Raw genomic sequence first — 21,761 nt, 5'->3', positions numbered from 1 at the left:
GAGTCGTGGCCGAGGCCAAGATCGTTCCTCCGCAGTACGAAACAGGCTACGTCCGCGACGGCATCACCGACCTCGAGCAGTGGAACTACGACGAGGAACTGCCGGAACTGCAGTGGCCCCAGTGCAATCGGATCTACTACCGAATGACGCACGAGGACGGCCGTGTCGCCTCGGTCATGCAGGCGATCGGTCTACCGGTCCGCCGGACGAACTGGTGGATCGAGCCGAACGGCGCTCGTGACGAAGTCGTGGAAGACGTCGCGATGAACCTCGGACTGCCGATTCTCGGCACCGAGCCGACGTCGTTGCCGCGTACGCGCGGTCGATTCTCGTGGTCGCAGCACCTGCAATGGGCGCTGCTCATGCTGCCGTACGGGCACAGCTACTTCGAGCAGGTCTACACGTTCGACGAGACGACCAAGCGGTTGCGACTCCGCAAGCTGGGCCCTCGGCCGCAGCGGACGATCTCGAAGTTCAACGTTGCGCTCGACGGTGGCTTGGAATCGATCAAGCAGTACGCCCCAGCCAGCACGGACCTGGTCACGTACGGCATCGCAGGCGTCGAGATTCCGGTCTCGCGCCTCGTGGCGTACGTGCGTGATCCCGAGCCGGGCGACTGGAAGGGCACTTCGATGCTGCGGCCGGCGTACAAGCACTGGCTGCTCAAGGATGACCTGATCCGGCTGCAGGCCGCGACCGCTCGACGAAACGGCATGGGAATGCCGGTCGGCACTGCAGCGAACAAGGACGATGCCGAGGTCAAGCATATGCAAGACCTCTCGTCGAACGCCCGCGGCGGCATGAAGTCCGGAATCGGCCTGGCCCCCGGGCAGACGTTCGAGTTCAAAGGCGTCGAGGGCAACCTGCCGGACATGCAGGCAGCGATCAACTACCACGATCGCTCGATCGCGCTGGCCGGTCTCGCTCACTTCCTCAATCTCGACGGCCGCGGTGGCTCTCATGCACTCGCGAGCGTCCAGGAGGACACGTTCACGCAGTCGGTGCAGACCTTCGGCGAGTCGATCCGTGACACGGCGAACTCGCACATCGTCGAGGATCTGGTCGATCTGAACTTCGGACCGGACGAGGTCGCGCCGCGAATCGTGTTCGACGAGATCGGTTCTCGGCAGGATGCCACTGCCGCCGCACTCGGAATCCTGGTCCAGAACGGACTGCTCGAGGCAGACGAGGCGCTGCGCGTATCGCTACGGCAGAAGTTCGGGCTCACCCCGCCCGATCCGAACGACGAGACGGCACCTGCCGTCACCCTGGTCGAAGGAGGTTCCGAAGAGTGAACCCGTTCCTGCGTAACCCACGCGCATTCACGAAGACTCCCGTCCGCGCCGAGCGTCCGGAGCCCAAGACGGACGGCAGTGGCACAACGGCCACGCTCCGTCTGTACGACCCGATTGATGGTTGGGGCGAGTTCTGGGGGATCTCGGCCAAGGAGTTCACGGCCGCCCTCGACGAGTTGCCCGACACCGTCGACGAAATCCGCCTGCTAATCAATTCGCCTGGCGGCGAGGTGTACGAGGCCCTGGCGATCCTGAATTCGCTGCGCGCACATCAGGCCCGAGTCGTGGCGGTCGTCGAGGGCATCGCCGCCTCGGCCGCCTCGTTCATCGCGGCCGGTGTGGACGAGCTCCACATCATGGAGAACGCGCAGTTCTTCGTACACAAGGCAATCGGCGTCTGCGTCGGCAACGGCGAGGACATGACCAAGATGTCCACCGATCTCGATCACCACGATCGCAACATCGCGTCCATCTATGCGCGCAAGGCGGGTGGGTCGGTCGAAGACTGGCTGACCGTCATGAGCGCCGAAACCTATTACTCGGCCGACGAGGCCAAGGCTGCGGGCCTGGCCGATTCGGTGATCGGTGCGGACGCGGACAGCGACGGCGGCGAGGCCGCAGTGGCGAACGCCCGCAATCGATTCGACCTGTCGGCCTTCGCGAACGCGAGCCGACCCACGAACTCCTCTGCCATCGAGGCCGGGGATACCCGAAAGGAGGCCACTATGGCCAATCTCAAGGAAGGCCTCGCTGAGCGGTTCGGTTTCGATCCCGACGCCGACGACGAGACCGTGCTCCAGGCTGTGGACGAAGCTCTGGCCGAACAGACTTCGGACACTCCCACCACCACACCCGCCGCCGACGCAACGCCCGACCAGCTCGCCGCTGTCGCTGCGAAGTTCGGCCTGACGTTGGTGAACTCCACACAGGCCCAGACGCTGGAAGACCTCACCACGTTCCGCAACGACCAGCTCAAGCGGGACCGAGAGTCGTTCATCGACAACGCGATCAGCGAGGGGCGGTTCGCGCCGGCCGTCCGTGATACCTGGCTCGACGCGTACGAGAAGAACCCCGAGGGCACTCGAGCCATCGTCGACTCGCTGCCGAAGAACACGATCCCGGTGTTCGAGTCCGGCCACGGCCAGGAAGACGGCGAGATCACCGACAGCGTCGAAGAAGACCCCAAGTTCAAGCAGTGGATGGAGGCCTGACATGTCCGCAGTCGTACAGGTAACACAGGGCGGTCCGAAGACCGAGATCCCCGGCGAGGTCATCCTCGGCGGCAAGCTCGTCGAGGGCCGCGACAGCGGCCGCGTCTTCATCGCCACCGCAGCCAGCGTGCGGGTTCTCGGCGTGTCGATCACCGACGGCCAGGCTCCCGAAACCGCCCAGGGCGGAACGACGTTCGACTCGATCGGGCGACCGGTCGTCAACGCGATGCCGATCCCGACCGTCGTCGCGGTCGCGTATACAGGAACCGAGGTGAAGATCGAGTACTCGGCTGCGGCCAAGTACGGCGAATTCCTCGTCTCCACCGGTGCAGGCAAGGTCGGCCCGGCCGGCGCGACGCCCGACGCACGCACCCTGGTCGGCAAGTGCACCCAACGAGCAGGAGTCGCGGCCAACGCCGTCGGCCTCATGCGCATCCTCTGACAACTCGACAAGACAGGAAGTATTCACATGGCACCACGTACTGTCGTGAGTTCGTCGGACGGCGCAGCAATGACCGTCGCGGACTTCATGGCCAATCCGCTGTTCATTCCGACCAAGCTCAAGAAGCTGCTCGCGAACCAGTTCATCGCCGAGGCGCTTCTGCGCGACGGCGGAGCGAACGTCTCGGGCGTCTTCGCCTACCGCGAGGGTGACCCCTCGTTCCTGCTCGACGACATCGACGATCTCGCAGAGTTCGCCGAGATCACGGTCAGCACCGCTGCTCGCGGCATCCCGAAGGTCGTGTTCTCGACCAAGAAGGGAAAGGGCATCCGCGTCACACTCGACATGAAGCGGAAGAACCAGGTCGACGACGTCAACAAGCAGATTACCGCGCTGAAGAACTCCTTCATCCGCACGAACGACCGCTCCATCAAGGCGCTGTTCGAGTCCATCCCGTCGTTCCCGGTGTCGACCGCCTGGGACGTAGTGAACAGTCGGCCGCGGCGCGACATCGCCGACGGGATCTACGAGATCGGCAAGGCTGCACCGACAGTCGACCAGGGCGGCAGCGAGGACGAGGGGTACGAGTTCCAGGCGAACACCATCGTCATGAACCCCGCACTCGAGCCGATCCTGCTCGATAACGACGACCTGCTGAAGGTCTACCGGGGCAACATCGCCGACCAGAACATCGCGTACCGCGGTGCACTGGGCGATCGCATCGGCAACCTCGACATCATCCGCTCGCGCGCATGGCCGATGGACAAGGTGCTGCTCCTCGAGCGCAAGACCATCGGGTTCTACGGCGACGCCCGGCCGCTCACGATCACGGAGCTCTACCCGGAGGGCAACGGCCCCAATGGTGGACCGCGTGAGACCTGGCGCTCCGACGCGACCCAGGAACGCGGCGCAGCACTCGACCAGCCGCAGGCCGGTCTCTGGCTGACGGGAGTGACCACGCCGTGAGTGAGTACAAGCTGATCGCACTGCGCTTCGATCAGATCATCAAGCGCAGCCCCGACGGTCGCCCGGTCGAGGTGATCAAGCATCGCTTCGGTTCGATCGTCACCGACCTCGACGAGGTCGAGGCCGAACGACTCCTCAAGGCTGGCGCGATCGTTCCGACAGGGGACGACGAGGACGTCGACGAGGTTCCCGAGCAGACCGAGGCCGAGCGTCAGGCCGCACTCGACGCGCAGCGCGCAGCCGAAGAGGCCGCGAAGCTCAAGGCCGCCAACGGTTCTGCCGGGCAGCGACCCAAGGCGACTGCCACCGAGGCGGTGTGGGAGAAGCATGCAGCATCGCGCGGCGTGCAGACCCAGGGCCTGACCAAGGACCAGCTCATCGCGGCGGTCGACAAGCTCGACCAGAAGTAGCGGACGGGGGTGCGACATGGCCGCATTCGCGACGCCGGATGACATCTCGACCGGCTGGCGCACCCTCACCGCCGCCGAGGAGGTCGACGTCGTCAGCAAGATCGCCGCTGTCACGCAGTGGATCACCGACAAGAAGCCCGATCTCGCAGACGGCCACCCGCAAGCCAAGTACGTCGTGGTCGACGTCGTTCGCGCCGCACTGACGAACGCGAAATACGCCGGCCATACGCAGTACTCCCGAACGGTCGGCGGGGTGACCCGGTCGGGCACGCTCGTCGACCCGGGCGGCTCGCTGGTGATCACCGATTTCCACAAGCAGCTCCTGGGAATCTCGCTGGCGATCATGCCGCAGTATCACTTTGGGGACTGCTGATGGACGAGCTCGGCAATCAGACCGTCAAGGTCGTCGATCGAGTCCGTGGCAAGCGGGGCGTGATGACCGAGGTGGCCACAGCCGAATATCCCGGCTGCTCGGTTCAGCCTGCATCCTCGACCGAGGGTGTTCCGCTGGAGCGATCCGAGCAGTGGATCCTGTTCGCGCCGCCAGGCTTTCCCGAGTCGACCGAGAACGTTCTCGCTGTCGACGGTATCGGGGAGCGCTTGCATGTCGACGGCGATCTCCAGACGTGGTTCGACGAGGACGGCATCGCCGACCATGTCTGGGGAACGCTCGTGGAATGGAAAGGGGGAGTGGCCAATGGCTGACCCGAAACCCGGCACCTTCCGCTACACCTCGCGCGACGAGAAGGCAGTCATGCGATCGAGGGCCGTGCGATCGGCAACGAGCAGGGGAGCGGACCGCGGCATCGCTGCATTCCGCGCCGCTGCTCGCGTACCGGGCGGAACCGGCCAGCTCTCGGCCATGGTCCGCAAGGAGCCGGCCGTCGGCCGCGACGGACGACCGGGACACCGGATCGTTGCTTACTCGCCCGGCAACCTGTCCGCCCTGTTCGGCACCAAGCGATCCAAGAAGGTCCGCGCGGTCGCCGCTGCAGTCCAGGCAATCAAACTAGGGGGTCGCTGATGGTCGTCGAACTCGACGAGACGCTCTACCCGAACATCGAGGACGTCCTGATGTCGTTCCTGTCGCCGCTCGCTGACACCGACACGGAACCGCCGATCGCCGACGACGGCATCGGGATTCAGATCAACCGTGTCGGCGGTAGCGACGATGGCATCACGGACTACCCACGCGTGAGCGTCATCTGCCACCACCCGGACCCGCGTGGTGCGTCAAAGCTGGCGCGGCAGGTCCAGCAGCGATTGAAGAACATCGCGGGCATCGACATCGAAGTCGACGACGAACCGAAACCGGTCTGCGTCGACTTCTGCCGGACGGACACCCCGCCCGAGTCCGAACCGTACGAAAACCCCGACCAGCGGCGAGAGATCGCCTTCTATGTCCTGGGATTGCAGCGACCTCGCTCGTAATCGATCACCCCCCTCTTCCGGCCCATCGCTGTTGCTGTGGGCCATTTTTCATGCCTTAAGGAGGCACCATGCCCAGCAGAGTCGGTCAACTCGAGGTCGCCCGTCACCAGCGCGAACTCATCATCAATCCCAACGAAGCACACGTGTTCGGAATGCCGATGACCGTACCGGTGATCGAGAACATCACCGCAGGCGCACAGTCTGCGCTCGCAGAACTTCCCGAAGGTGCGTACGACTTCGGGTTGCTCAGCAAGGACGACGCCATCACGCTCTCTCGCGAGATGGAGAAGTCCGACATCAACGCGATCGGCTACTCCAACCCGGTGAAGTCCGACTTCACCTCGGATGTTTCGGGCATCAACTTCACCGGCCTGGAGACCAACCGCCACAACATCGAGAACAACCTCGGTGTCGATCTGTCGGCGATGCTGGCCGACGCGGTCACCGGTGAGGTCGCGTTCGACCAGCCGACCGTTGCGCAGATCCGCCAGCAGCGGTACCTGCTGATCTCGAAGGCGAACTCGGGCGTCGACACGATCTACTACGCCCGACTGTTCCTCGCAGGTGAGGTCACCGAGATGGGCGAGCAGACCATCACCGATGGCGAAGGCTCGCTCACGTGGCCGACCGTCGTCAACGGCATGGTCGATACCGAGTACGGAGCATCCATCCGCCACTACTTCGGCGGCCCCGGCTGGGATCGAGTGCTCGAGGATGCCGGATTCACGAAGGCGGTAGTGACCCCTTGACGCCCCTGCTACCGGGGATCGACCTGTTCCCCGGTAGCGACGTGTTCCCCGGCTGAGCGGCGGAGGGGGCGCGGGGGCGATCTCGACCGCTCATCCATCAGGTTTACAGCGAGAAGGAAACGTCGATGCAGTTCACGAAGCGACTTTGGAAGAACAAGCCGGACAACACCACGTCGATCGACGCTGCGAATCTGAATCGTTTCGAGGACGCGCTCGTGACAGCGGCAGAGGAGTTGGGGACGAAGGCGAACGCGCAAGCGGTGGCCACCGCGCTCGCCGAGAAGATCGACGGAGCGGTCGCTGACACTCGCTATGCCCCGGTCGACGATCCCCGTTTCGATGCGATCGGCTCGCCCATCACGGTTGTGGACAACGGCAACGGGACCCTCACCATCGACGACGGCGGGTCGGGTGCGTTGGTCGACAACGGCGACGGCACAGCCACCCTGACGATCTGAGGAGCCTGCCATGACATCGATTACCTTCCCTACCAAAGCAGGCGCAGACGGCGCGTACGCGTCCAAGTCCGTCAAGGTCCGCGAACTCGCGTCCCGGATGAACCGTCCCGGCCGCAGCCTCTACTCGGGTGTCACGTACCTGGCGAACTCGACCGAGCCCACCGGCATGACCGAGGTCGCCTACGGCGGCAATCAGGCCAGGTTCCGTGTCGGGTCCGCCCTCACCGATCTCGGCGGGTTGTGGGCACCGTTGATCAATGGGTCGACGGCATCGCCCGGGACCAGCCCGTCCGGTTTCACCGCCGAAGTCATCCACGCCGCCACACGTTTCGTGTGGCGTCTCGGCTACGGATCGTCCCACCACGTCTACGTCGACGACCAGCCGGTCACTGCGTCACCGCAGCCGAACAACAGCGCCGGATACACGTACGTCTCGCTGACATTCCCCGATGCCACCCCGCGCCGGATCCGCATCGAATGCGTCACCGGAACACTCCTCGCCGGGGCGTACACCACCGCAGCGAACACCTTCCATGCACCACCCCCGCGCGCATTCCAGGCCGCGCTCATCGGTGACTCGTGGGCGCAGCAGGGCATCGCCGAGCACCTGTCGATGGTCTGCGGCTGGAACGTCCAGAACCTCGGCCAGGCCGGCACCGGGTACCTCGCCGACGGGGGCGGTGCCGGTGGCTCGCTCGGGCACACGGCCTTCGGCAGCACGCAGCGGAGGGCAGCGTTGGCTGCTCTCGGCCCGCTGAACCTGATCATGGATCTCGGTTCGACGAACGACACCCCGTTCACTCCAGCGAACATCGTCACCGCGGCGACCGCGCATTGGGCTGCGGTCGCAACGGACCGACCTGGTGTCCCGCTGGTCGTCATCGGCCCGGAACCGGCCCGCGGCGGCGCGGAGGCGACAGCGATCAACACCGCACTCAAAGCGGCGGCGGTCGCCCATCCCGCGGTCGCGGCGTACATCGACTGGCGGACCCTGTCCACCCTCACCGGCACCGGGAAGACGACCGCGAAGACCGGCGACGGCCTGTGCGACTTCTACATGGGTGCCGACGATCTACATCCGATCCCGGACGGATACCTGTATCTCGCTCGCGAACTCTCCGGCCTCATCGGCCCTGTCCTCGTGGAGGCATGACCATGGCCGCATTCAACATCCTCACCAAAGACGGTGCGGACGATCTCTACGCGCCGCAGCGGTACACCCCGCCGATCTCGATCAAGTCGGTTCCCGCTGTCCTCGACTCGTCGTGGGGATACCAGCACGCGGCGTACACGCAGGACAACGTCGTCACCCTGAACGACGGCACGCAGTTCTGGATCGGCATCAACGCGTCCAAGAAAGCTGTGATCTCCAAGCGCAACGTCGATCTCGGCACCGACTGGTCGACACCGTTCGACCTATCGACCATTCCCGGTGACCCGTTTCAGCCGCTCGTCGCGGACTCGCACAACACGTTCGCGATCGGCGTCGACATCAACGGCCGTGTCATCGCCGCAGGCAACATGCACGAGAATCCGCTGCGCTGCGCGTACACCACGAACCCCAACGACCTGACCGCGTGGACGACAATCGCGCCGACGGACGGCACGCAGGATCAGTGCACGTACGTCTCGTTTTTCACCGCGAAGAACGGCACGCTGTACCGGTACTGGCGCGACGGTGCGGCCACGCAGGGCAACGTGTTCTACGACCGGTGGAACCCTGTCACTCTGGCGTTCGAGAATCAGGTCACCTTCATGAACGGCGTCGTGTCCGGGGAGGGTCCGTACCCGTGGCGTGTCGCAATCTCTCGCGCAGGCAAGTGGGGCGTGGCGTTCTGCTGGCGCGGCGAAGCGGGGGCCGACACCAACAACGATCTCTGCTACGTCGAGACCAGCGACAACGGCGCGACGTGGCGGCGGGCGGACGGCTCGGTCCAGCCGCTCCCGATCACACACGCCAATGCACAGATCATCCTCCCGGCGAAAACCGGGTGGGGGCTGCTCAACCAGGGTGGCTGCGACTTCGACATCAACGAGCGAATCAACATCGGCGTCCAGTTGTACGACACCAACGGCAAGACGCAGATTCACAACGTGCACTGGACCGGCACGGCCTTCGCCAACGACAAGCTCACCAACCTGGACGAGACCGTCGTCCAGGCAGGGCAGACGACACTAGACCTGGTCACTGCACGCCCACAGGTGGTGTGTACCGACGCCGGGCGCACTCTCGTGATCACTCGCTCCCGTGGGAACGGCTACGGCAACCGGCCCATCTGTATCGACGCCACCCCAGGCGCAGGAAACAACACCTTCCCGATCCTCGATATGGACCTCGAAGAGTGGGAGCCCGCGATCGACTCGCGGGCTCTGCGCTCTCGAAATGTGCTGACGATGTTCGTCGGCTCGATCCTGTCCCCAGCGAACTCTCGTCGATCGTGGGAGCGGCAGTGGGGAGGCATCCTGACGATCGCCCTGGACAAGATCGACGAGCTGGCTACCAAGCGGGCGAAGCTCCCGACGATCCAGACTCTGCGGACGTACTACGTCGGCCCCGAGGTGACACTGACCAAGACTGCGGACGCGAACGAGATCACGTTCGGCGTCCCGCAGATCTCCCGCCAGCAGATGGGACCGGGCGCGAAGTTCTTCATGCGCTGGTCCGCGCGCATGGCCCTGGTATCTCCCACGGCCAATGGCACGTACTACTTCAACGAGCAGCCCGACCCTGGGGCAACGACCGAGAACACCTACAAGGTGGGCGAGGTCTACTTCCAGGCTGGCATGTATGCGGGGGTGGCAACGCCGTGGGTGCCTCTTGTGGGCACGCCGTACCGCATCGACGGGATCGACCGTGATACCCGCCTGATCATGCGCGGTGCGGCGAACAACGCGGCGGGCATCAAGTTCGGCGCGTGGACGGTTGAAATCGGCGTGCTGGACGCCTGATCTCAGACCTGGCGCTCAATGATCATGAAGTCCGGGAGGGGTTGCTGGTGAACGAACTCGAACGGGATTGAGCCGACCAACTCGCGGTCGATCCGGAGTTCCACTGAGTAGCGTGCTGCGACGTGGAACACCGGGTTCATCCACCACTTGAACATGGTCGGCATCAGGCCGGAGGGGTGCTCGGGGTGCGCACTCGGGTAGGGCTCGTCGCTCATCAGGTTGACGGTGGCTCGAGTAACCATTCGGCGGCGACCCTGAGGCTCGACAGGCACGATACGAACCTCGGTCGGGTGCCGTCGGCCGGCATCCTCCTTGCGCCAATGGAACGCGCCGAGAATAGCCAGATTGGTTGGCATTGGCAAGGCCGCAGTAGTGGCCATTGCCGTCAGGCCACCGCTCTTGACGGAGAATGTCTGAGACTCGTGCTCGTCGAACCAGCTGGCTAGGAACATGTATTCCAGCCGCGGGTTGATGCACGGGCCGAAGCGGGCTGGGGTGGATTCGGGCGAGTCGTACTTCGATCGGAACCACTCGGCCGCCTTCTCGATCGATCGATCCGGGGCGTCGTCGGCCTTCCATACATCGAGTGCGACGGTGTAGACGAACGCCTCCGCTTCGATGTCCGACACGGTCGGAAACGGCACGCCGTTCAGGCGCAGAAAAGTGACTGCGGCAAACCACGCCGTCCGCTTGTTGCCATCGGTGAAGTACTGAGTGCTGGCAATCCCGTGCGCGTACGCGGCGGCTTTGGTCCATAGGTCCGGAAAGGTCTCGTATCCACCGAAGCCTGATTGTGGGCGCGCTGCGTTCTGTTCGACACCGGATCGACTCTGCACACCAACACCGCCCTCTTGCATGGCGTTGATTGTGATGAGCTGTTCTACGGTGAGGTACTTGACCACTACTTCAGTCGTTCGGCGAGCGAAGCCCACCGAGTCGATTCAATGGCAAACGCGATGTTGAACTCATCGTCGGTGGCGAACGCGGCGGAGTCGCGGTCGCCCGAGCGTGGCTCGGTCCGCTGTTCGTCGTCGGTACGCACTTTCCCCATGTCCGCAGGGTAGACGAATGCGGGGATTCCGTCATTCGACAGGGTGTGCGAACCCGCCCATAACACCAAGACTGTCAGCGACTTAGCCGCGTTCGACCCAGATGTTGGGCGGCGGCAGGATCACCTTCGTCACTTGAAGTGTCCTTGGAAATCTCACTCCCGCAGTGAACTTGAGTGGGTCCGCGCCATCAACGTAGTACTCGAAGTCGTAGGCGTCGGGGTGCGTGCTGTCGGGTTCTTCGACACTGCGGATCTTGTGGACCTCGAACTGCCGCGGCCCCCGTCCGTCGTTGGACTCTGTGGTCCAGATCAGAATGTGGTCGTTGACTTCGATCTCACTGGGGTCTACCTGTTTTGTCTCCATGCGGCGACGCTACCGACGGTGGGTCGGATCCTCTGTACAGTTTCGGGCCGATTCATTCGTCCGAATGACTCCCGCCACCCCGCACTTAACACGAAGTCTGTTCGGCTACCGGGCACGGCCGTCGAAGCTCCCGTCGCCGCATTCGGGTCCGGGCGGGGGAGTGAGGATCGTTGCGCCGCACTGTCGGCAGCAATGCGTGCGGTGGTGACCGTGCTCGGCATCGCAGACCTGCGACCCGACGAGCACGCGACCACCGCCTAGTTCGTGCCCAGCAGGGCAATGACTAGGCGCAGGTTCAGCCCATCGATCGCCGATCCGGTACAGCTCCACGACGCCTCCCGAACGTAGTCGCGGGACACGGACCAGGCTTCCCTTCCTGACCGCGTCCCGCTCCCACAATCTAACAGAACTCGAACACCTGTGCGATTCGCATGGGTGTTTTCTCATGCCCGAAAGCGGGCTCACAGATCCCCAACCGAAAGGGGGCTCGCCGTGCTCCGTGAATGGATATGGCGGCTACTCGGCACTCCGCCCGGAGTTGCCGAGCTCGAGATCAAACAGGAGGAATTCATGTCCGCAGTAGACGACGCAATCACCCGGCTTTCGACCGTGATCGGTACCGCCGTGACCCAGCTCCGCGAGGTCAAGGCGAACGCCGAGGCTGTCGTGGCCAACGACGCCACCGAGGATGCCGCTCAGGCCGCGACCCTCGATCTGGAGGCCGCGAACAAGATCGGCGCAGTCGCCGACGCGCTCGAGGCAGCCCTCGCCGCGCCCGCAACCGAGACCGGCAGCGAAGCCGGCACCGGAACGGAGACCGGCGAGACCGGCACCGGGGGCGAATCCACCCTCTGACGCATTCGCGTCACTCACACCACCGGGCAGGCGGAGATCGGCGGTCGACCGCCTGCCCGGTGTTCCAGACCGCCACGACGGCCGCCAACACAGAAGGAGGCTCCCCAATGGGAACCACGAAGACGGAAACCATGAAGACGTTCGACCACGCGAGCAAGTTCACTCCGACCGATCTGGTCGCACCGGACGGCCGCGAGTTCACCGCCGGATCACTTCCGGAGTACAACGAGCTTGTCGCCCAGGGCTACTCGGTCGCACCGGCAGCCGAGGCACCGGCGCAGACCGACGAGGCGACGACGCAGCCCGACCCCGCGCCGCTTACGTCTGCGACACCGGCCGAGACCGACGAGGCGAAGGCGCTCGTGGCCGACCCTGCCGCGGTGTCGACCGATGCCACCACGGCGGAGCCGGTCGCAGATGCGACGCCGGCCACCGGCAAGGCGTCCGCTCGTCGTGACGGCGGTGCCAAGTGAGCGACTCCGCAGACGTCCGCAGCATCGCCAGCAAAGGCACGGTTCGCCAGTACGGCACCGACGCCCGCTCGGCCAAGGAACCGTTCGTGTTCAGCCTGCCCGGCAGTCCCGAGTTCTCGGTGCCCGAGCCCGACGCCGGAACCGTGATGGACATCGAAGAGGCGAAGACCTCGCGGCAGGTGCTCAAGCTGTTCCTCGGTGAGTCGTACCCCGAACTCGAAGAGCACCTCGAGCCGCAGCACCCCGACGTCCTCGTCGAGCTCGCGCGTGACGTGTCCCGTCACTTCGGCCTGTTCGACATCGAGGCCGCAGGAAACCGTGCTGATCGTCGTCGGCGAGCCAGTCGCCGATAGCAGCACCCGACGAAAGCGGGCCGGCAGCAGATGGATTCGTTCTTCCGAACTCTGATCCACGAAGCCGTCGGCCCGTTCTTCGTCACCCTCGATGACGCGCCGGACATCGTCATCGACGTCCCGAACCCGGCCGACGTTCGGGATCTCGACGTCGTGGTGTCACTGACGGACCAGCTCGACATCCTGGTCGGCGAGGACATGGCCGACCACCTCTCGGATCTGCACTCGGATCGACCGATCTCAGAGCTCGCCGATCTGGTCGACGACATACGCGAACACTTCGGCCTGCTGGTTCCGCCAACTCTCGGGTGGGGCGAGCTGATCGACGAGCTCGACAAGTACGGCGCGGACATCGAGCGGGATCTGATGGACATCCCGAACGCACCGCGACTGTACGACTGGGTGCGAGACCACCGAAACACACCGTGGGACCAACTCTTTCGTCTGCTGTCGAGGATGCCCGAGGGCGGCTGGTACATCGCTGCCATTGGCAGCGACGTCGATCGAGCCGAGAAGATGCTCGAACTCGAATCCAAGGGCGAGGTACCGAAACCGTCGTCGCGACCGTCACTGGTCGGCTGGACTGCCGAGCGCGAGAAGCAAACCGAGATGGTCGAGACTCTGCGCCGCATCGAGCACGCCACCTGGGGCGCATCACAAAAGTTCAAGGGTAAGGGCGGCCGACCGCCGAAGAATCTCGCGCGGCCGCTCACCGGCCGATCGCGTGCCGAAGAGCTGCGGTCGTTCCGCGACCACGACGAGATCGGCGCGCAGGTGCTCGGCAGTCGATACAAGCCTCTTCTGGCCTGACCTTTCGTAGGAGGTGCGTGCTTGTGACGAGTCTGCAGGGCGGCGAAACCTTCATCAACGTCCTCCCGTCCATGGACGGGTACTTCAAACGCGTCTCGGCGGCCATCAAGCGTCACCCGGTCACGCAGAAGATCGACGTCGAGCTCGACCGAAAGTCGTTGGCCAAGGCGCGCTCCGATATGGACAAGGCGAGCCGCGACGCGGCCGCCGCACGCAAGAAGGAAGCCGCGGCGGCAGGGTCCGTCATCGCAGCCGAGAAGCAACTGCTGGCACTTCGTCGGCGCGGTGTCACCGACGCCGGCCGCCTCGCAGCAGCCGAGGGCAAGGTGGCCAGGGCGAAGCGCGACAGTCGTGCGGCGGCCGCCGCGCTCAACGCCGCTGAGTCGAAGCGGTCGACTGCGAGCACCCGTGTCACGCGCATCGAAACCAAGCTCGACAACCGGCGTGCAGAAGCCGATAGCGAGTCCTTTCTTCAGCGCATGGGTGGAAAGTTCGGTCGAGGCGGTGAGACCGCGGGCGCTCAGTTCGTCGGCGGATTCAGCAAGGCCGTGGGGTCGAATGCAGGCAACGACGAGGGCCGCAGTTTCCTGTCGGGCTTCGTATCCGCGATCGGCACCGGTATGCGCGCGACGATCGCAGGGTTCACCGTGGCCAGCAGCGCCGCGAACTCACTCATCAGGAACATCAGCACAACCGCGATGGTCATCGGACTCGCGGCGCGAGCTGCACGCTCGTTCAGTGTCGGCATGCTCGCCAGCGCTGTCGCCGTCCAAGCGATCTCCGGAGCGGGCCTCGTCAAGCTCGCCGGCGTCCTGAAACTTGCAGCGCGAGCAGCAAGTTTGCTGGCTCGCGACATCGGCAGGGTCACCGCTGCCCTTCTGGTGATGATGGCAGTAGCCAGGGTGGTCGGGGTTCTTACGCGGCTCGGTCGCGCTCTCGGAATGGTCACCGTCGGTTCCGCGGTAGCCCTCGGCGCAGTCGCGGCACTCGGCTCGGTCGTTGGCAACTTTGTCGCGGGACCCATGGTTCAGGGCCTCACAGCTATTGCGGCTGCCATGGGCACTGTCGCGGCAGCCGCCGCAGGCATCCTCGGCCCGGCAATCGCTGTCGCAGGACTGGCGTTCGCGGGCCTGTCCGCCGGGGCGAAGGCGTGGACCGATGCGCAGAAGTCTGCCGCCGGTACCGCCTCGAAGAGCGCATCGGCGTTCAAGGCGATCGAAAATGCCAAGAAAGCGCAGGTGCGCACCGCCGAGCAGGGCAACCGTCAGATAGTCGATGCCGAAGAGCAGGTCGTCGACGCGCAGAAGGAGGTCAAGCGCGCCCAGGAGGACGTCAACGACGCCCGCAAAGAGGCGAGCCGCGAAGCCGAGGGCTACGCCCGCACGCTCAAGGGAATCGCTCTCGACGAGGAAGGCGCATCGCTGGCACTTGCGGAGGCGCGCGAGAACTTGCGAGAGACCCTGGCGAGCTCCGACTCGACTGCGACCGACAAGTGGCGGGCCGACCTCGGCGTCCGCGAAGCACAGCAGGCGTTCGATGAGATCAAGGCATCCAGCGCCGAACAGCGGGACGAGATCGCCGACGCCCAGAGCAAGGGCATCGAAGGCTCTGACCGCGTGGTCGATGCGAAAGAGCGCGAGGCCGACGCAGAGAAGCAGCTCCAGGATGCGAAGGAGAGCCTTGCCCAGACGCAGAAGGATGTGGCGCAGGCCAACATCGATGCCGCCGAGGCGGTAGCCGACGCGTACGAGAGCCTGGCCGAGTCGCAGCAGTCGTCGGCCGCAGCAGCGGATCCGTTCGCCGCGATGATCGGCGAGCGACTCGCGCCACTCCTGCAGGCCTTCAAGGGGCTGCGCGAGGAGATCACCGACCGATTCAGTGGGGCGATGATCGGCTCGTTCGGCAAGCTCGGCGGACTGATCGGTGCGCTGCAGCCACGCCTGATGGGTCTGGCGGGAACTCTTGGACTCATCGGATCGCAGATCGTCGACTCGATCAGTGGGCCCGCCGCGATGGCGGGTTGGGATCGGATGATCGATGGGTCCAACCGCTTCTTCCAGGGGCTCACCGATGGCGAGAGCGGCCTGGGCTCGGTCTTCTCGGGCCTGATCAGCGTGCTCGGCACGGCAGCGGACACGTTCGCCAACACCGGTGCGTCGCTGAACGATTGGCTGCTCAAGATCGGCGACCGGCTCAAGGGCATCACCGCGGACGATCTGCGCGGCTCGCTCGACAGAGTTCGGCAGGTCTTCGAGAACATCGGTGCCGTAATCGGACCGCTGTTCACGCTGTTCCGTGAGTTCGGGGCAGAAGCGGCATCCGGTCTGGCACCGGGATTCTCGGCGGTCGGTCAGGCCATCACGGATTCACTTCCCGGCCTGATGTCGATGGCGCAGGTGCTGATGCCTGCGCTCGGTGCGGCACTGGCCAATCTCGCGCCGATCCTCCCGGCTCTAGTCGCGGCATTCACTCCATGGGCCGAAATTCTCGCGATCCTGGCTCCGATCCTGGCTACGGTCGTCACTCAACTCGCCCCGATGGCTCCGCTACTTCTGGCGGTCGTGACCGCGGTGAAGCTGATGGGGCTCGCGCTGACCATCTGGAACGCTGCGATGTTCGGTGCTTCGGTGGCTCAGGGCATCTTCGCTGCAGCGACCGGTCGATCGGCGGCCTCGTTGGGTGCCAACACGATCGCGCTCGCCGCGCATCGTGTAGCTCTCATCGCCGGAACGGTTGCGCAGACGGCATGGAATGCCGTGATGAATTCCAGCATCGTCACAGCGGTACGTGCCGCGGCGGCGTGGGTCGCAGGCAGGGCGATCATGGTCGCTACATCGGTGGCGACCGGTATTGCAACTGCAGCACAATGGGCGCTCAATGCGGCCCTAACAGCTAATCCAATCGGGCTGATCATCGCCCTTCTGGCGGGCCTCGTCGCTGCAGTTGTCCTCGCCTACAAGAACTCCGAAACATTCCGGAGCATCGTGCAGGCGGCGTGGCAGGGCATCCAGGACGTCGTGTCGTGGGCGTGGGAGCACGTGATCCAGCCGGTTCTCGGCTTCTTCATGGACAAGCTCCGTGAAGCCGGGGCGGTCGTGTCGTGGCTGTACGACAATATTGTCAAGCCGTACTTCGAGTTCATCGGCTCGGTTATCTCTACCGTCGTCGACGGCGCGATGAGTGCATTCGACGCCTTCATGGGTGGACTGCAGAAGGTCGGCGACTTCGTGAAGTCGATCGCCAGTGGCATCGAATCGGCGTGGAACTCCGTGCGCGGATACCTCGCCAAGCCGGTCAATTTCATGATCGACACGGTGTTCAACAACGGAATCCTCAAGGCTTGGAATGCCATTGCGGGATTCCTGCCCGGTATCGAGCCGATGATGCCGCTCGCGACCATTCCCGAGTTCGCGAAGGGTGGTCAACTTCGCGGACCTGGAACCGGCACGTCGGACGACATCCTCATGTGGGGATCGAACGACGAGCATATGGTCACCGCGAAAGAGGTCGATCGCGCAGGCGGACACAACGTCGTGTACGCGATCCGCGACATGATCGCCCGCGGAATCCCGTTCACCTGGGACAACGGCCAAATCGTGCGCAAGCTGGGTCGGGACAACCTCGATCGCTACGGTGCCGAGGTTGCGGCCAAGGGCATCGGCAATGCCGATCCCGCGGGCATGTTCCAGCAACTGCTCCCGAAGTACAAGGACGGCGGCGAGATCCGTGCCGGGGCTCCATGGGAGAAGGCGCTCGAGGGTGGCCACGAGTTCGCGCAAGCGCACCACGGCGACCCGTACGTCTGGGGCGAGTGGGACTGCTCGGCATTCATGTCGCGCGTGGGCGACAAGGTGCTCGGCGGAACCGGAAACAAGAACTGGTTCACCGGTAGCTTTCCGGGCACTCAGCCATGGGTGAAGGGCCTCGGTCAGGGCATGTCCGTGGGTGTTCACGACAACCCCGGCGGACCTGGCGGCGGGCACGCTGCGGGCACTCTGTCGGCGGCAGGACCGTACCCGACCACGAATATCGAATCGGGCGGCAGTCCGTCGATGGTCAAGTACGGCATCGGCGCTGCCGGCGCGGATTCCGCTCAGTTCTCGGGTGTGACACCCGGGCAGTATCACCTCGCCATCGGCGCGGACGGCTCGTTCGAGTCCGGTGGGGTGACAGCAGGCGGCGGACCGACCGCGCAGAACAAGGAATCGTTTCTGCAGTCGAAGATCGCCGACGTCATGAACAAGGCGCTCAATCCGATCAAGGACACGATCGCCTCGGCCATCGGCTCGCCTCCGCCCGAGTACCTCGGCATCCCACCGAAGTACCTCGATGTGGGTCGCGACAAGGCGTCGGGCTTCCTCGCGGAGACCGCGGGCAAACTCGGCGACAAGCTGTCCGAGGCGTGGGACAAGGCCAAGGACATCGGCAACGTGCTCACCGGCGGCCTGTTCCGTGACCGCGGTGGATGGATCCCCAACGGCCGCTCGCTCGTCAACAACGAGACGGGTCGGCCCGAGGCGATCCTGAACTGGGACCAGGTCATGGCGCTGCGCGACCTGTTCACCGGCGGCACACCGGCACCGGCTCAAACGCCGCCGCCGGCCGACTCTTCCACCGGTGGATATGTCGACACGGCTCCGAACGCGTTCGACGTGGACTGGCTCGGCGTCGGCGGACAGATCGGTTCGTCGCTGCTCGCGGAGTGGGGCAACGACTTCCTCGGAATGCTCGGGTTCTCCGATCAGTTCAAGGGACTCAGCCTCGTCGACGAGAAAGGGAGGGGGACCGGCGAACGCACCGATACCTCGTACGGGATCACCACGGGGCAGGAGTCCGCAGCGCCCGCTGCGACATCGACCCCTGCCGCACCGTCGAGCACCGCCACGCCGGAGCCCGCTAAGGCTGAGGAGCCGTCGACGGACAACTCCGTCGTCGGCAAGGTCAAAGCCGCGTTCAAGCCGTACGGCTGGGACACGGGCGAGCAGTGGGCTGCGGCCGACTGGATCATCGGCAAGGAATCGAGCTGGAATCCGCTGGCACGCAACCCCGAGTCGGGTGCGTTCAGCCTGTTCCAGTTCCTTGGGTCGACCAAGGATCAGTACCTGCCGGACGAAAACCCGGACCCGTACATCCAAGGTCAGGCCGGCGCGAAGTACATCAAGGACCGCTACGGCGATCCGCTCGCCGCGAAGTCGTTCTGGGAGAAGAACAACTGGTACGACCAGGGCGGACGAGCGACCGGCAAGGGCTTCATGCTCAAGAACGTCATCCACCCCGAGCGGGTTCTCTCGCCTCGGCAGACGGAAGCGTTCGAGCAGTTGGTGCCCATGCTCGATCAGATGCAACTCGCGACCACCGCGCCCGGCGATGTCCTGTCGCAATCCAGCAGGGAATCGCTCGAGTACGCACCCGTCAGCAACGGCGCTGTGTACAACGTCAACGGGAAGGTGGATCGAGGAACCATGCAGGAGTTGGGGATTCACGAGCGTGCGGAATCTCGGAAGTACACCTCGAGGCGGCGGTGACGTCGATGCGCGAGTCGATCGCAATTCGGCGCACCGGCGGTGCGTGGTGGCCGCTCGGCGGGCCGGGGCACACCGATCGAGACGCGTGGATCATCCACGGTCTCAACGGAGTGTTCTCGGCCGCGCCGCGCACCCCGACTCGCACCTCACGGGCGTATCAGATCGGCTCGACACCCCGAATGACCAAGATCGAGGAACGCCTGGTCGATTTCAAGGTTCGCCTCGAAGGTCGCACCAGGGCAGATCTCGAAGAGCTCTACGCCGAATGGAACAACACCTGGGAGTTCGAGCAGGATCTCGAATTCCGTACCAAGTCAGAAGTGTTCGGCGATCGCGTACTCAGGCTGCGTCTCGATCGTGAGATGCAGCCTGACGTCACCTCGTTCAACATGCAATCCACCCGCATGGAGATCGAGATGGTCACCGTCGCCTGCTGGCCGTTCCTGGGCTCGGACGCGGTCACGATCGAGAAGGACTTCGGCGTCGGTACGACCAACCTGACGTTCCCCATCGACAACCCCACAGACGTACCGCTGTGGATGGAATGGGGCGGCTCGCCGTTCACGGCACTGCAGCTTCCCGACGCCCTGTCGGGTCGCATGGTGCCGATACCGGCGCAGGCCGACGTCTGGAAAGTGCGCACACGCAAAACCTTCGAGACGTTGTCGTCCGCCACCGATGGAACGAATGAGTGGGCCAAGATGCGCGGCGTCTCGTTCATGTACGAGATCCCAAAGCGCACAACGACGCCGGTGAATCTGCCTGTGGCGATCACCGCGTCGGCACCGGGCAAGATCCGCGCGATCATGCGTCGCAACCACGAAATGCCTTGGGGGTGATCCGTGAGTCGTGATCTCGACGAAGGCCTGCAGATCATCGACCAACGGTTCGCCGAAGACGAGGCCGCAACCAGCGCGCGGCCTCGAATTCACGTCCGCGACAAGTCTCTCGCCTACATCGACGACGTCGTAGGCGAGAACGCGTACTCGTGGGAGGACATCTGCAACGACGCGGGCGAGGCGTGGGTCGACATCCCCGCTGAAGACGACATCGCTCAGTGGTTCCTCGAGCAACCGGTCGATGCGGACATCTTCCTCGTCTTCGAGACGAAGTGGAAGCGCGAGACCTACAAGGTGTTCGACATCGACACCGAGGTCGACGAGAACGGCATCGAGGTAGTCCGGCCGATCGCCCTGCACATCTTCGATGAGACCAAGCATCTGCAGTGCTGGCCGAACACCATGAGCACGATCCTCGTTCAGGTGCCGAAGGTGGACCTGCAGGCAGGCAACGCGATCGGCGTGATCAAGGGGTACGCCCATCGGAACCTCTGGCGCGAACAGGCCCTGTTCTGGATTCCCGGATTCGACATCTGGTCACCGGGCAACTGGCGTCTCAACTTCCGCAATGCCGAATGGCCGATGGTCATGCTGCCACTTCTCGAAAGCGAGAAGCTCTCGGAGTGGACGTGCCTGGGCGCGCGCATGGACAACTTCTACGACCTGGTCAAGCCCACGCTCGAAGGCGCGGGCCTCCAGCTCACAGCGAAGCTCTGGCTCCCCGGCGATCCGCAGCCCGCGCCGAACCACATGACGCTCGACCGTCCGACCATCTGCTTCAATGTTATTCAGCGACGCCCGGCGTCGGGCATCACCGGCACGATCCTGGATCCACTCCTCGATCTGATCCGAATGATCCTGCCTGACGGCACGAGCGAGACGGTCACGATCGCGGACCCGAACACCGATCCGGCCAGCATCGACGGCACCACGCCGTGGGTTATCTGGCGTAAGGATCAGCACCTCGGTTTGCGCTCAAAGATGAGTATTCACAAACCAATTGAGCATACAATTACCTCAGGGGGCAAATCGCCCGACGCTATCAACCAGGGTTCGAAGCTCATCAGCAACATCCTCCTGGGCATGCTCGGCCAGCTGATCGGCATGCCGTGGTTGACGCTCGGCATCTTCGACAAGGCGGTCGAGGACATCATCCTCGCCTGGGCGCTGTTCACCGACTTCAACCGCAAGGCGGCCATGGGCCGATACGCGCACAAGTCGGGATTCGAGGGCGGCGGGGGAGTGGCGGTCTCGCCGTCGGGGCTGCAGGTCGGCCGCGTCGGCCTGTTCAAGGCGCGCGGATACGTCAGTTTCGCAGCCGAGGTCGACGACGGTTCGCCGTACAGCGTTGGCCGTCATGTCGACACGGGACAGCACTGCGGGTTCGAGATCGGCAACAAGATCTGGCTCTCGAACATCGCGTCGGTCAAACAGACCGGCTCGCGCACCGAAGCGAACCCTTGGGAGATCCGCGTCGGCGACTACCGCGCGGCCGAGCCGCCCGGGACTACTGCGCTGCGGCATCTCGAAACATTCTCTGGCGCACTGCGTCAGCACGCCAGCTCGATCTAAGGAGTCCA

Annotated in this window: 23 protein-coding genes; 20 read left to right on the top strand and 3 right to left on the bottom strand. The window is 64.5% G+C overall.

The genetic code is table 11. The annotated features are described in order from the left end of the window. The first annotated feature begins 5 nt into the window (after window positions 1–5). The 13 genes from R4P57_RS11150 (at window position 6) to R4P57_RS11090 (ending at window position 9,911) form a co-directional block, all read left to right on the top strand. Window positions 6–1,295, top strand: a complete 1,290-nt coding sequence (locus tag R4P57_RS11150; RefSeq protein WP_317802914.1) for a hypothetical protein — start codon at window positions 6–8, stop codon at window positions 1,293–1,295. Next, window positions 1,292–2,506 (top strand): head maturation protease, ClpP-related, encoded by a 1,215-nt coding sequence (locus R4P57_RS11145; RefSeq protein ID WP_317802913.1) that lies wholly within the window; start codon window positions 1,292–1,294, stop codon window positions 2,504–2,506. Before R4P57_RS11150 ends, R4P57_RS11145 begins: the two co-directional genes overlap by 4 nt. Before the next feature lies 1 nt (window position 2,507). Then, the gene (locus R4P57_RS11140) at window positions 2,508–2,948 is read left to right on the top strand and encodes a hypothetical protein (RefSeq protein ID WP_317802912.1); all 441 of its coding nucleotides are present in this window, start codon (window positions 2,508–2,510) and stop codon (window positions 2,946–2,948) included. Between the two features lie 27 nt (window positions 2,949–2,975). Further along, window positions 2,976–3,914, top strand: a complete 939-nt coding sequence (locus tag R4P57_RS11135) for a hypothetical protein (RefSeq protein ID WP_317802911.1) — start codon at window positions 2,976–2,978, stop codon at window positions 3,912–3,914. Continuing rightward, window positions 3,911–4,324, top strand: coding sequence for a lipase chaperone (locus tag R4P57_RS11130; RefSeq protein ID WP_317802910.1), 414 nt, complete (start codon window positions 3,911–3,913; stop codon window positions 4,322–4,324). The genes R4P57_RS11135 and R4P57_RS11130 overlap by 4 nt, the downstream gene beginning before the upstream one ends. Before the next feature lie 16 nt (window positions 4,325–4,340). Next, entirely contained in the window at window positions 4,341–4,697 is a 357-nt protein-coding gene (locus tag R4P57_RS11125) for a Gp19/Gp15/Gp42 family protein (protein ID WP_317802909.1), read from the top strand. Next, window positions 4,697–5,029, top strand: a complete 333-nt coding sequence (locus tag R4P57_RS11120) for a hypothetical protein (RefSeq protein ID WP_317802908.1) — start codon at window positions 4,697–4,699, stop codon at window positions 5,027–5,029. Before R4P57_RS11125 ends, R4P57_RS11120 begins: the two co-directional genes overlap by 1 nt. Continuing rightward, window positions 5,022–5,348, top strand: coding sequence for a hypothetical protein (locus R4P57_RS11115; RefSeq protein ID WP_317802907.1), 327 nt, complete (start codon window positions 5,022–5,024; stop codon window positions 5,346–5,348). Before R4P57_RS11120 ends, R4P57_RS11115 begins: the two co-directional genes overlap by 8 nt. Continuing rightward, the gene (locus R4P57_RS11110; protein ID WP_317802906.1) at window positions 5,348–5,755 is read left to right on the top strand and encodes a hypothetical protein; all 408 of its coding nucleotides are present in this window, start codon (window positions 5,348–5,350) and stop codon (window positions 5,753–5,755) included. Before R4P57_RS11115 ends, R4P57_RS11110 begins: the two co-directional genes overlap by 1 nt. 68 nt (window positions 5,756–5,823) lie before the next feature. Beyond that, the gene (locus R4P57_RS11105) at window positions 5,824–6,504 is read left to right on the top strand and encodes a hypothetical protein (protein ID WP_317802905.1); all 681 of its coding nucleotides are present in this window, start codon (window positions 5,824–5,826) and stop codon (window positions 6,502–6,504) included. A 125-nt stretch (window positions 6,505–6,629) separates the two neighbouring features. Then, window positions 6,630–6,962, top strand: coding sequence for a hypothetical protein (locus R4P57_RS11100; protein WP_317802904.1), 333 nt, complete (start codon window positions 6,630–6,632; stop codon window positions 6,960–6,962). A 10-nt stretch (window positions 6,963–6,972) separates the two neighbouring features. Then, entirely contained in the window at window positions 6,973–8,115 is a 1,143-nt protein-coding gene (locus tag R4P57_RS11095; RefSeq protein ID WP_317802903.1) for a hypothetical protein, read from the top strand. A gap of 2 nt (window positions 8,116–8,117) precedes the next feature. Further along, the gene (locus tag R4P57_RS11090) at window positions 8,118–9,911 is read left to right on the top strand and encodes a BNR-4 repeat-containing protein (protein ID WP_317802902.1); all 1,794 of its coding nucleotides are present in this window, start codon (window positions 8,118–8,120) and stop codon (window positions 9,909–9,911) included. 2 nt (window positions 9,912–9,913) lie between these two features. Here the strand turns inward: R4P57_RS11090 and R4P57_RS11085 are convergent, their stop codons facing one another. From R4P57_RS11085 to R4P57_RS11075, 3 genes are all read right to left on the bottom strand, one after another. Next, complete coding sequence (locus tag R4P57_RS11085; protein WP_317802901.1) at window positions 9,914–10,813, bottom strand: type II toxin-antitoxin system death-on-curing family toxin; 900 nt, start codon at window positions 10,811–10,813, stop codon at window positions 9,914–9,916. After that, window positions 10,813–10,962 carry a hypothetical protein gene (locus R4P57_RS11080; protein WP_317802900.1) on the bottom strand — a complete coding sequence of 50 codons (150 nt, stop codon included), beginning with the start codon at window positions 10,960–10,962 and terminating at the stop codon, window positions 10,813–10,815. The genes R4P57_RS11085 and R4P57_RS11080 overlap by 1 nt, the downstream gene beginning before the upstream one ends. An 82-nt stretch (window positions 10,963–11,044) precedes the next feature. Next, window positions 11,045–11,326 carry a hypothetical protein gene (locus R4P57_RS11075; RefSeq protein WP_317802899.1) on the bottom strand — a complete coding sequence of 94 codons (282 nt, stop codon included), beginning with the start codon at window positions 11,324–11,326 and terminating at the stop codon, window positions 11,045–11,047. 570 nt (window positions 11,327–11,896) lie between these two features. On the opposite strand from R4P57_RS11075, the gene R4P57_RS11070 reads away from it, so the two are divergent. The 7 genes from R4P57_RS11070 to R4P57_RS11040 all read left to right on the top strand — a co-directional run bounded on the left by R4P57_RS11070 (window position 11,897) and on the right by R4P57_RS11040 (window position 21,753). Then, on the top strand, window positions 11,897–12,181 hold the full coding sequence (locus R4P57_RS11070) for a hypothetical protein (RefSeq protein WP_317802898.1): 285 nt from the start codon (window positions 11,897–11,899) through the stop codon (window positions 12,179–12,181). A gap of 107 nt (window positions 12,182–12,288) precedes the next feature. After that, complete coding sequence (locus R4P57_RS11065; protein WP_317802896.1) at window positions 12,289–12,654, top strand: hypothetical protein; 366 nt, start codon at window positions 12,289–12,291, stop codon at window positions 12,652–12,654. Continuing rightward, window positions 12,651–13,007 carry a hypothetical protein gene (locus tag R4P57_RS11060; protein ID WP_317802895.1) on the top strand — a complete coding sequence of 119 codons (357 nt, stop codon included), beginning with the start codon at window positions 12,651–12,653 and terminating at the stop codon, window positions 13,005–13,007. The genes R4P57_RS11065 and R4P57_RS11060 overlap by 4 nt, the downstream gene beginning before the upstream one ends. Before the next feature lie 30 nt (window positions 13,008–13,037). Continuing rightward, complete coding sequence (locus tag R4P57_RS11055; RefSeq protein WP_317802893.1) at window positions 13,038–13,817, top strand: hypothetical protein; 780 nt, start codon at window positions 13,038–13,040, stop codon at window positions 13,815–13,817. Between the two features lie 23 nt (window positions 13,818–13,840). Beyond that, window positions 13,841–19,342, top strand: coding sequence for a hypothetical protein (locus tag R4P57_RS11050; protein WP_317802892.1), 5,502 nt, complete (start codon window positions 13,841–13,843; stop codon window positions 19,340–19,342). Between the two features lie 5 nt (window positions 19,343–19,347). Then, on the top strand, window positions 19,348–20,181 hold the full coding sequence (locus R4P57_RS11045) for a hypothetical protein (RefSeq protein WP_317802891.1): 834 nt from the start codon (window positions 19,348–19,350) through the stop codon (window positions 20,179–20,181). Window positions 20,182–20,184: 3 nt separating this feature from the next. Further along, window positions 20,185–21,753 (top strand): hypothetical protein, encoded by a 1,569-nt coding sequence (locus R4P57_RS11040; RefSeq protein ID WP_317802890.1) that lies wholly within the window; start codon window positions 20,185–20,187, stop codon window positions 21,751–21,753. Window positions 21,754–21,761 lie beyond the last annotated feature (8 nt).

The sequence above is a fragment of the Rhodococcus sp. IEGM 1330 genome, assembly GCF_033142445.1.
Lineage (GTDB): Bacteria > Actinomycetota > Actinomycetes > Mycobacteriales > Mycobacteriaceae > Rhodococcoides.
This window is presented reverse-complemented; position numbering and strand designations above follow the sequence as displayed.

What these genes read in the sequence shown, in the direction of transcription:
- R4P57_RS11045 (WP_317802891.1), top strand. Translation starts at nt 19,348, where the DNA reads ATGCGCGAGTCGATCGCAATTCGGCGCACCGGCGGTGCGTGGTGGCCG.
- R4P57_RS11125 (WP_317802909.1), top strand. Translation starts at nt 4,341, where the DNA reads ATGGCCGCATTCGCGACGCCGGATGACATCTCGACCGGCTGGCGCACC.
- R4P57_RS11120 (WP_317802908.1), top strand. Translation starts at nt 4,697, where the DNA reads ATGGACGAGCTCGGCAATCAGACCGTCAAGGTCGTCGATCGAGTCCGT.
- R4P57_RS11105 (WP_317802905.1), top strand. Translation starts at nt 5,824, where the DNA reads ATGCCCAGCAGAGTCGGTCAACTCGAGGTCGCCCGTCACCAGCGCGAA.
- R4P57_RS11070 (WP_317802898.1), top strand. Translation starts at nt 11,897, where the DNA reads ATGTCCGCAGTAGACGACGCAATCACCCGGCTTTCGACCGTGATCGGT.
- R4P57_RS11095 (WP_317802903.1), top strand. Translation starts at nt 6,973, where the DNA reads ATGACATCGATTACCTTCCCTACCAAAGCAGGCGCAGACGGCGCGTAC.
- R4P57_RS11115 (WP_317802907.1), top strand. Translation starts at nt 5,022, where the DNA reads ATGGCTGACCCGAAACCCGGCACCTTCCGCTACACCTCGCGCGACGAG.
- R4P57_RS11100 (WP_317802904.1), top strand. Translation starts at nt 6,630, where the DNA reads ATGCAGTTCACGAAGCGACTTTGGAAGAACAAGCCGGACAACACCACG.
- R4P57_RS11075 (WP_317802899.1), bottom strand. Translation starts at nt 11,326, where the DNA reads ATGGAGACAAAACAGGTAGACCCCAGTGAGATCGAAGTCAACGACCAC.
- R4P57_RS11065 (WP_317802896.1), top strand. Translation starts at nt 12,289, where the DNA reads ATGGGAACCACGAAGACGGAAACCATGAAGACGTTCGACCACGCGAGC.
- R4P57_RS11110 (WP_317802906.1), top strand. Translation starts at nt 5,348, where the DNA reads ATGGTCGTCGAACTCGACGAGACGCTCTACCCGAACATCGAGGACGTC.
- R4P57_RS11140 (WP_317802912.1), top strand. Translation starts at nt 2,508, where the DNA reads ATGTCCGCAGTCGTACAGGTAACACAGGGCGGTCCGAAGACCGAGATC.
- R4P57_RS11090 (WP_317802902.1), top strand. Translation starts at nt 8,118, where the DNA reads ATGGCCGCATTCAACATCCTCACCAAAGACGGTGCGGACGATCTCTAC.
- R4P57_RS11080 (WP_317802900.1), bottom strand. Translation starts at nt 10,962, where the DNA reads ATGGGGAAAGTGCGTACCGACGACGAACAGCGGACCGAGCCACGCTCG.
- R4P57_RS11135 (WP_317802911.1), top strand. Translation starts at nt 2,976, where the DNA reads ATGGCACCACGTACTGTCGTGAGTTCGTCGGACGGCGCAGCAATGACC.
- R4P57_RS11055 (WP_317802893.1), top strand. Translation starts at nt 13,038, where the DNA reads ATGGATTCGTTCTTCCGAACTCTGATCCACGAAGCCGTCGGCCCGTTC.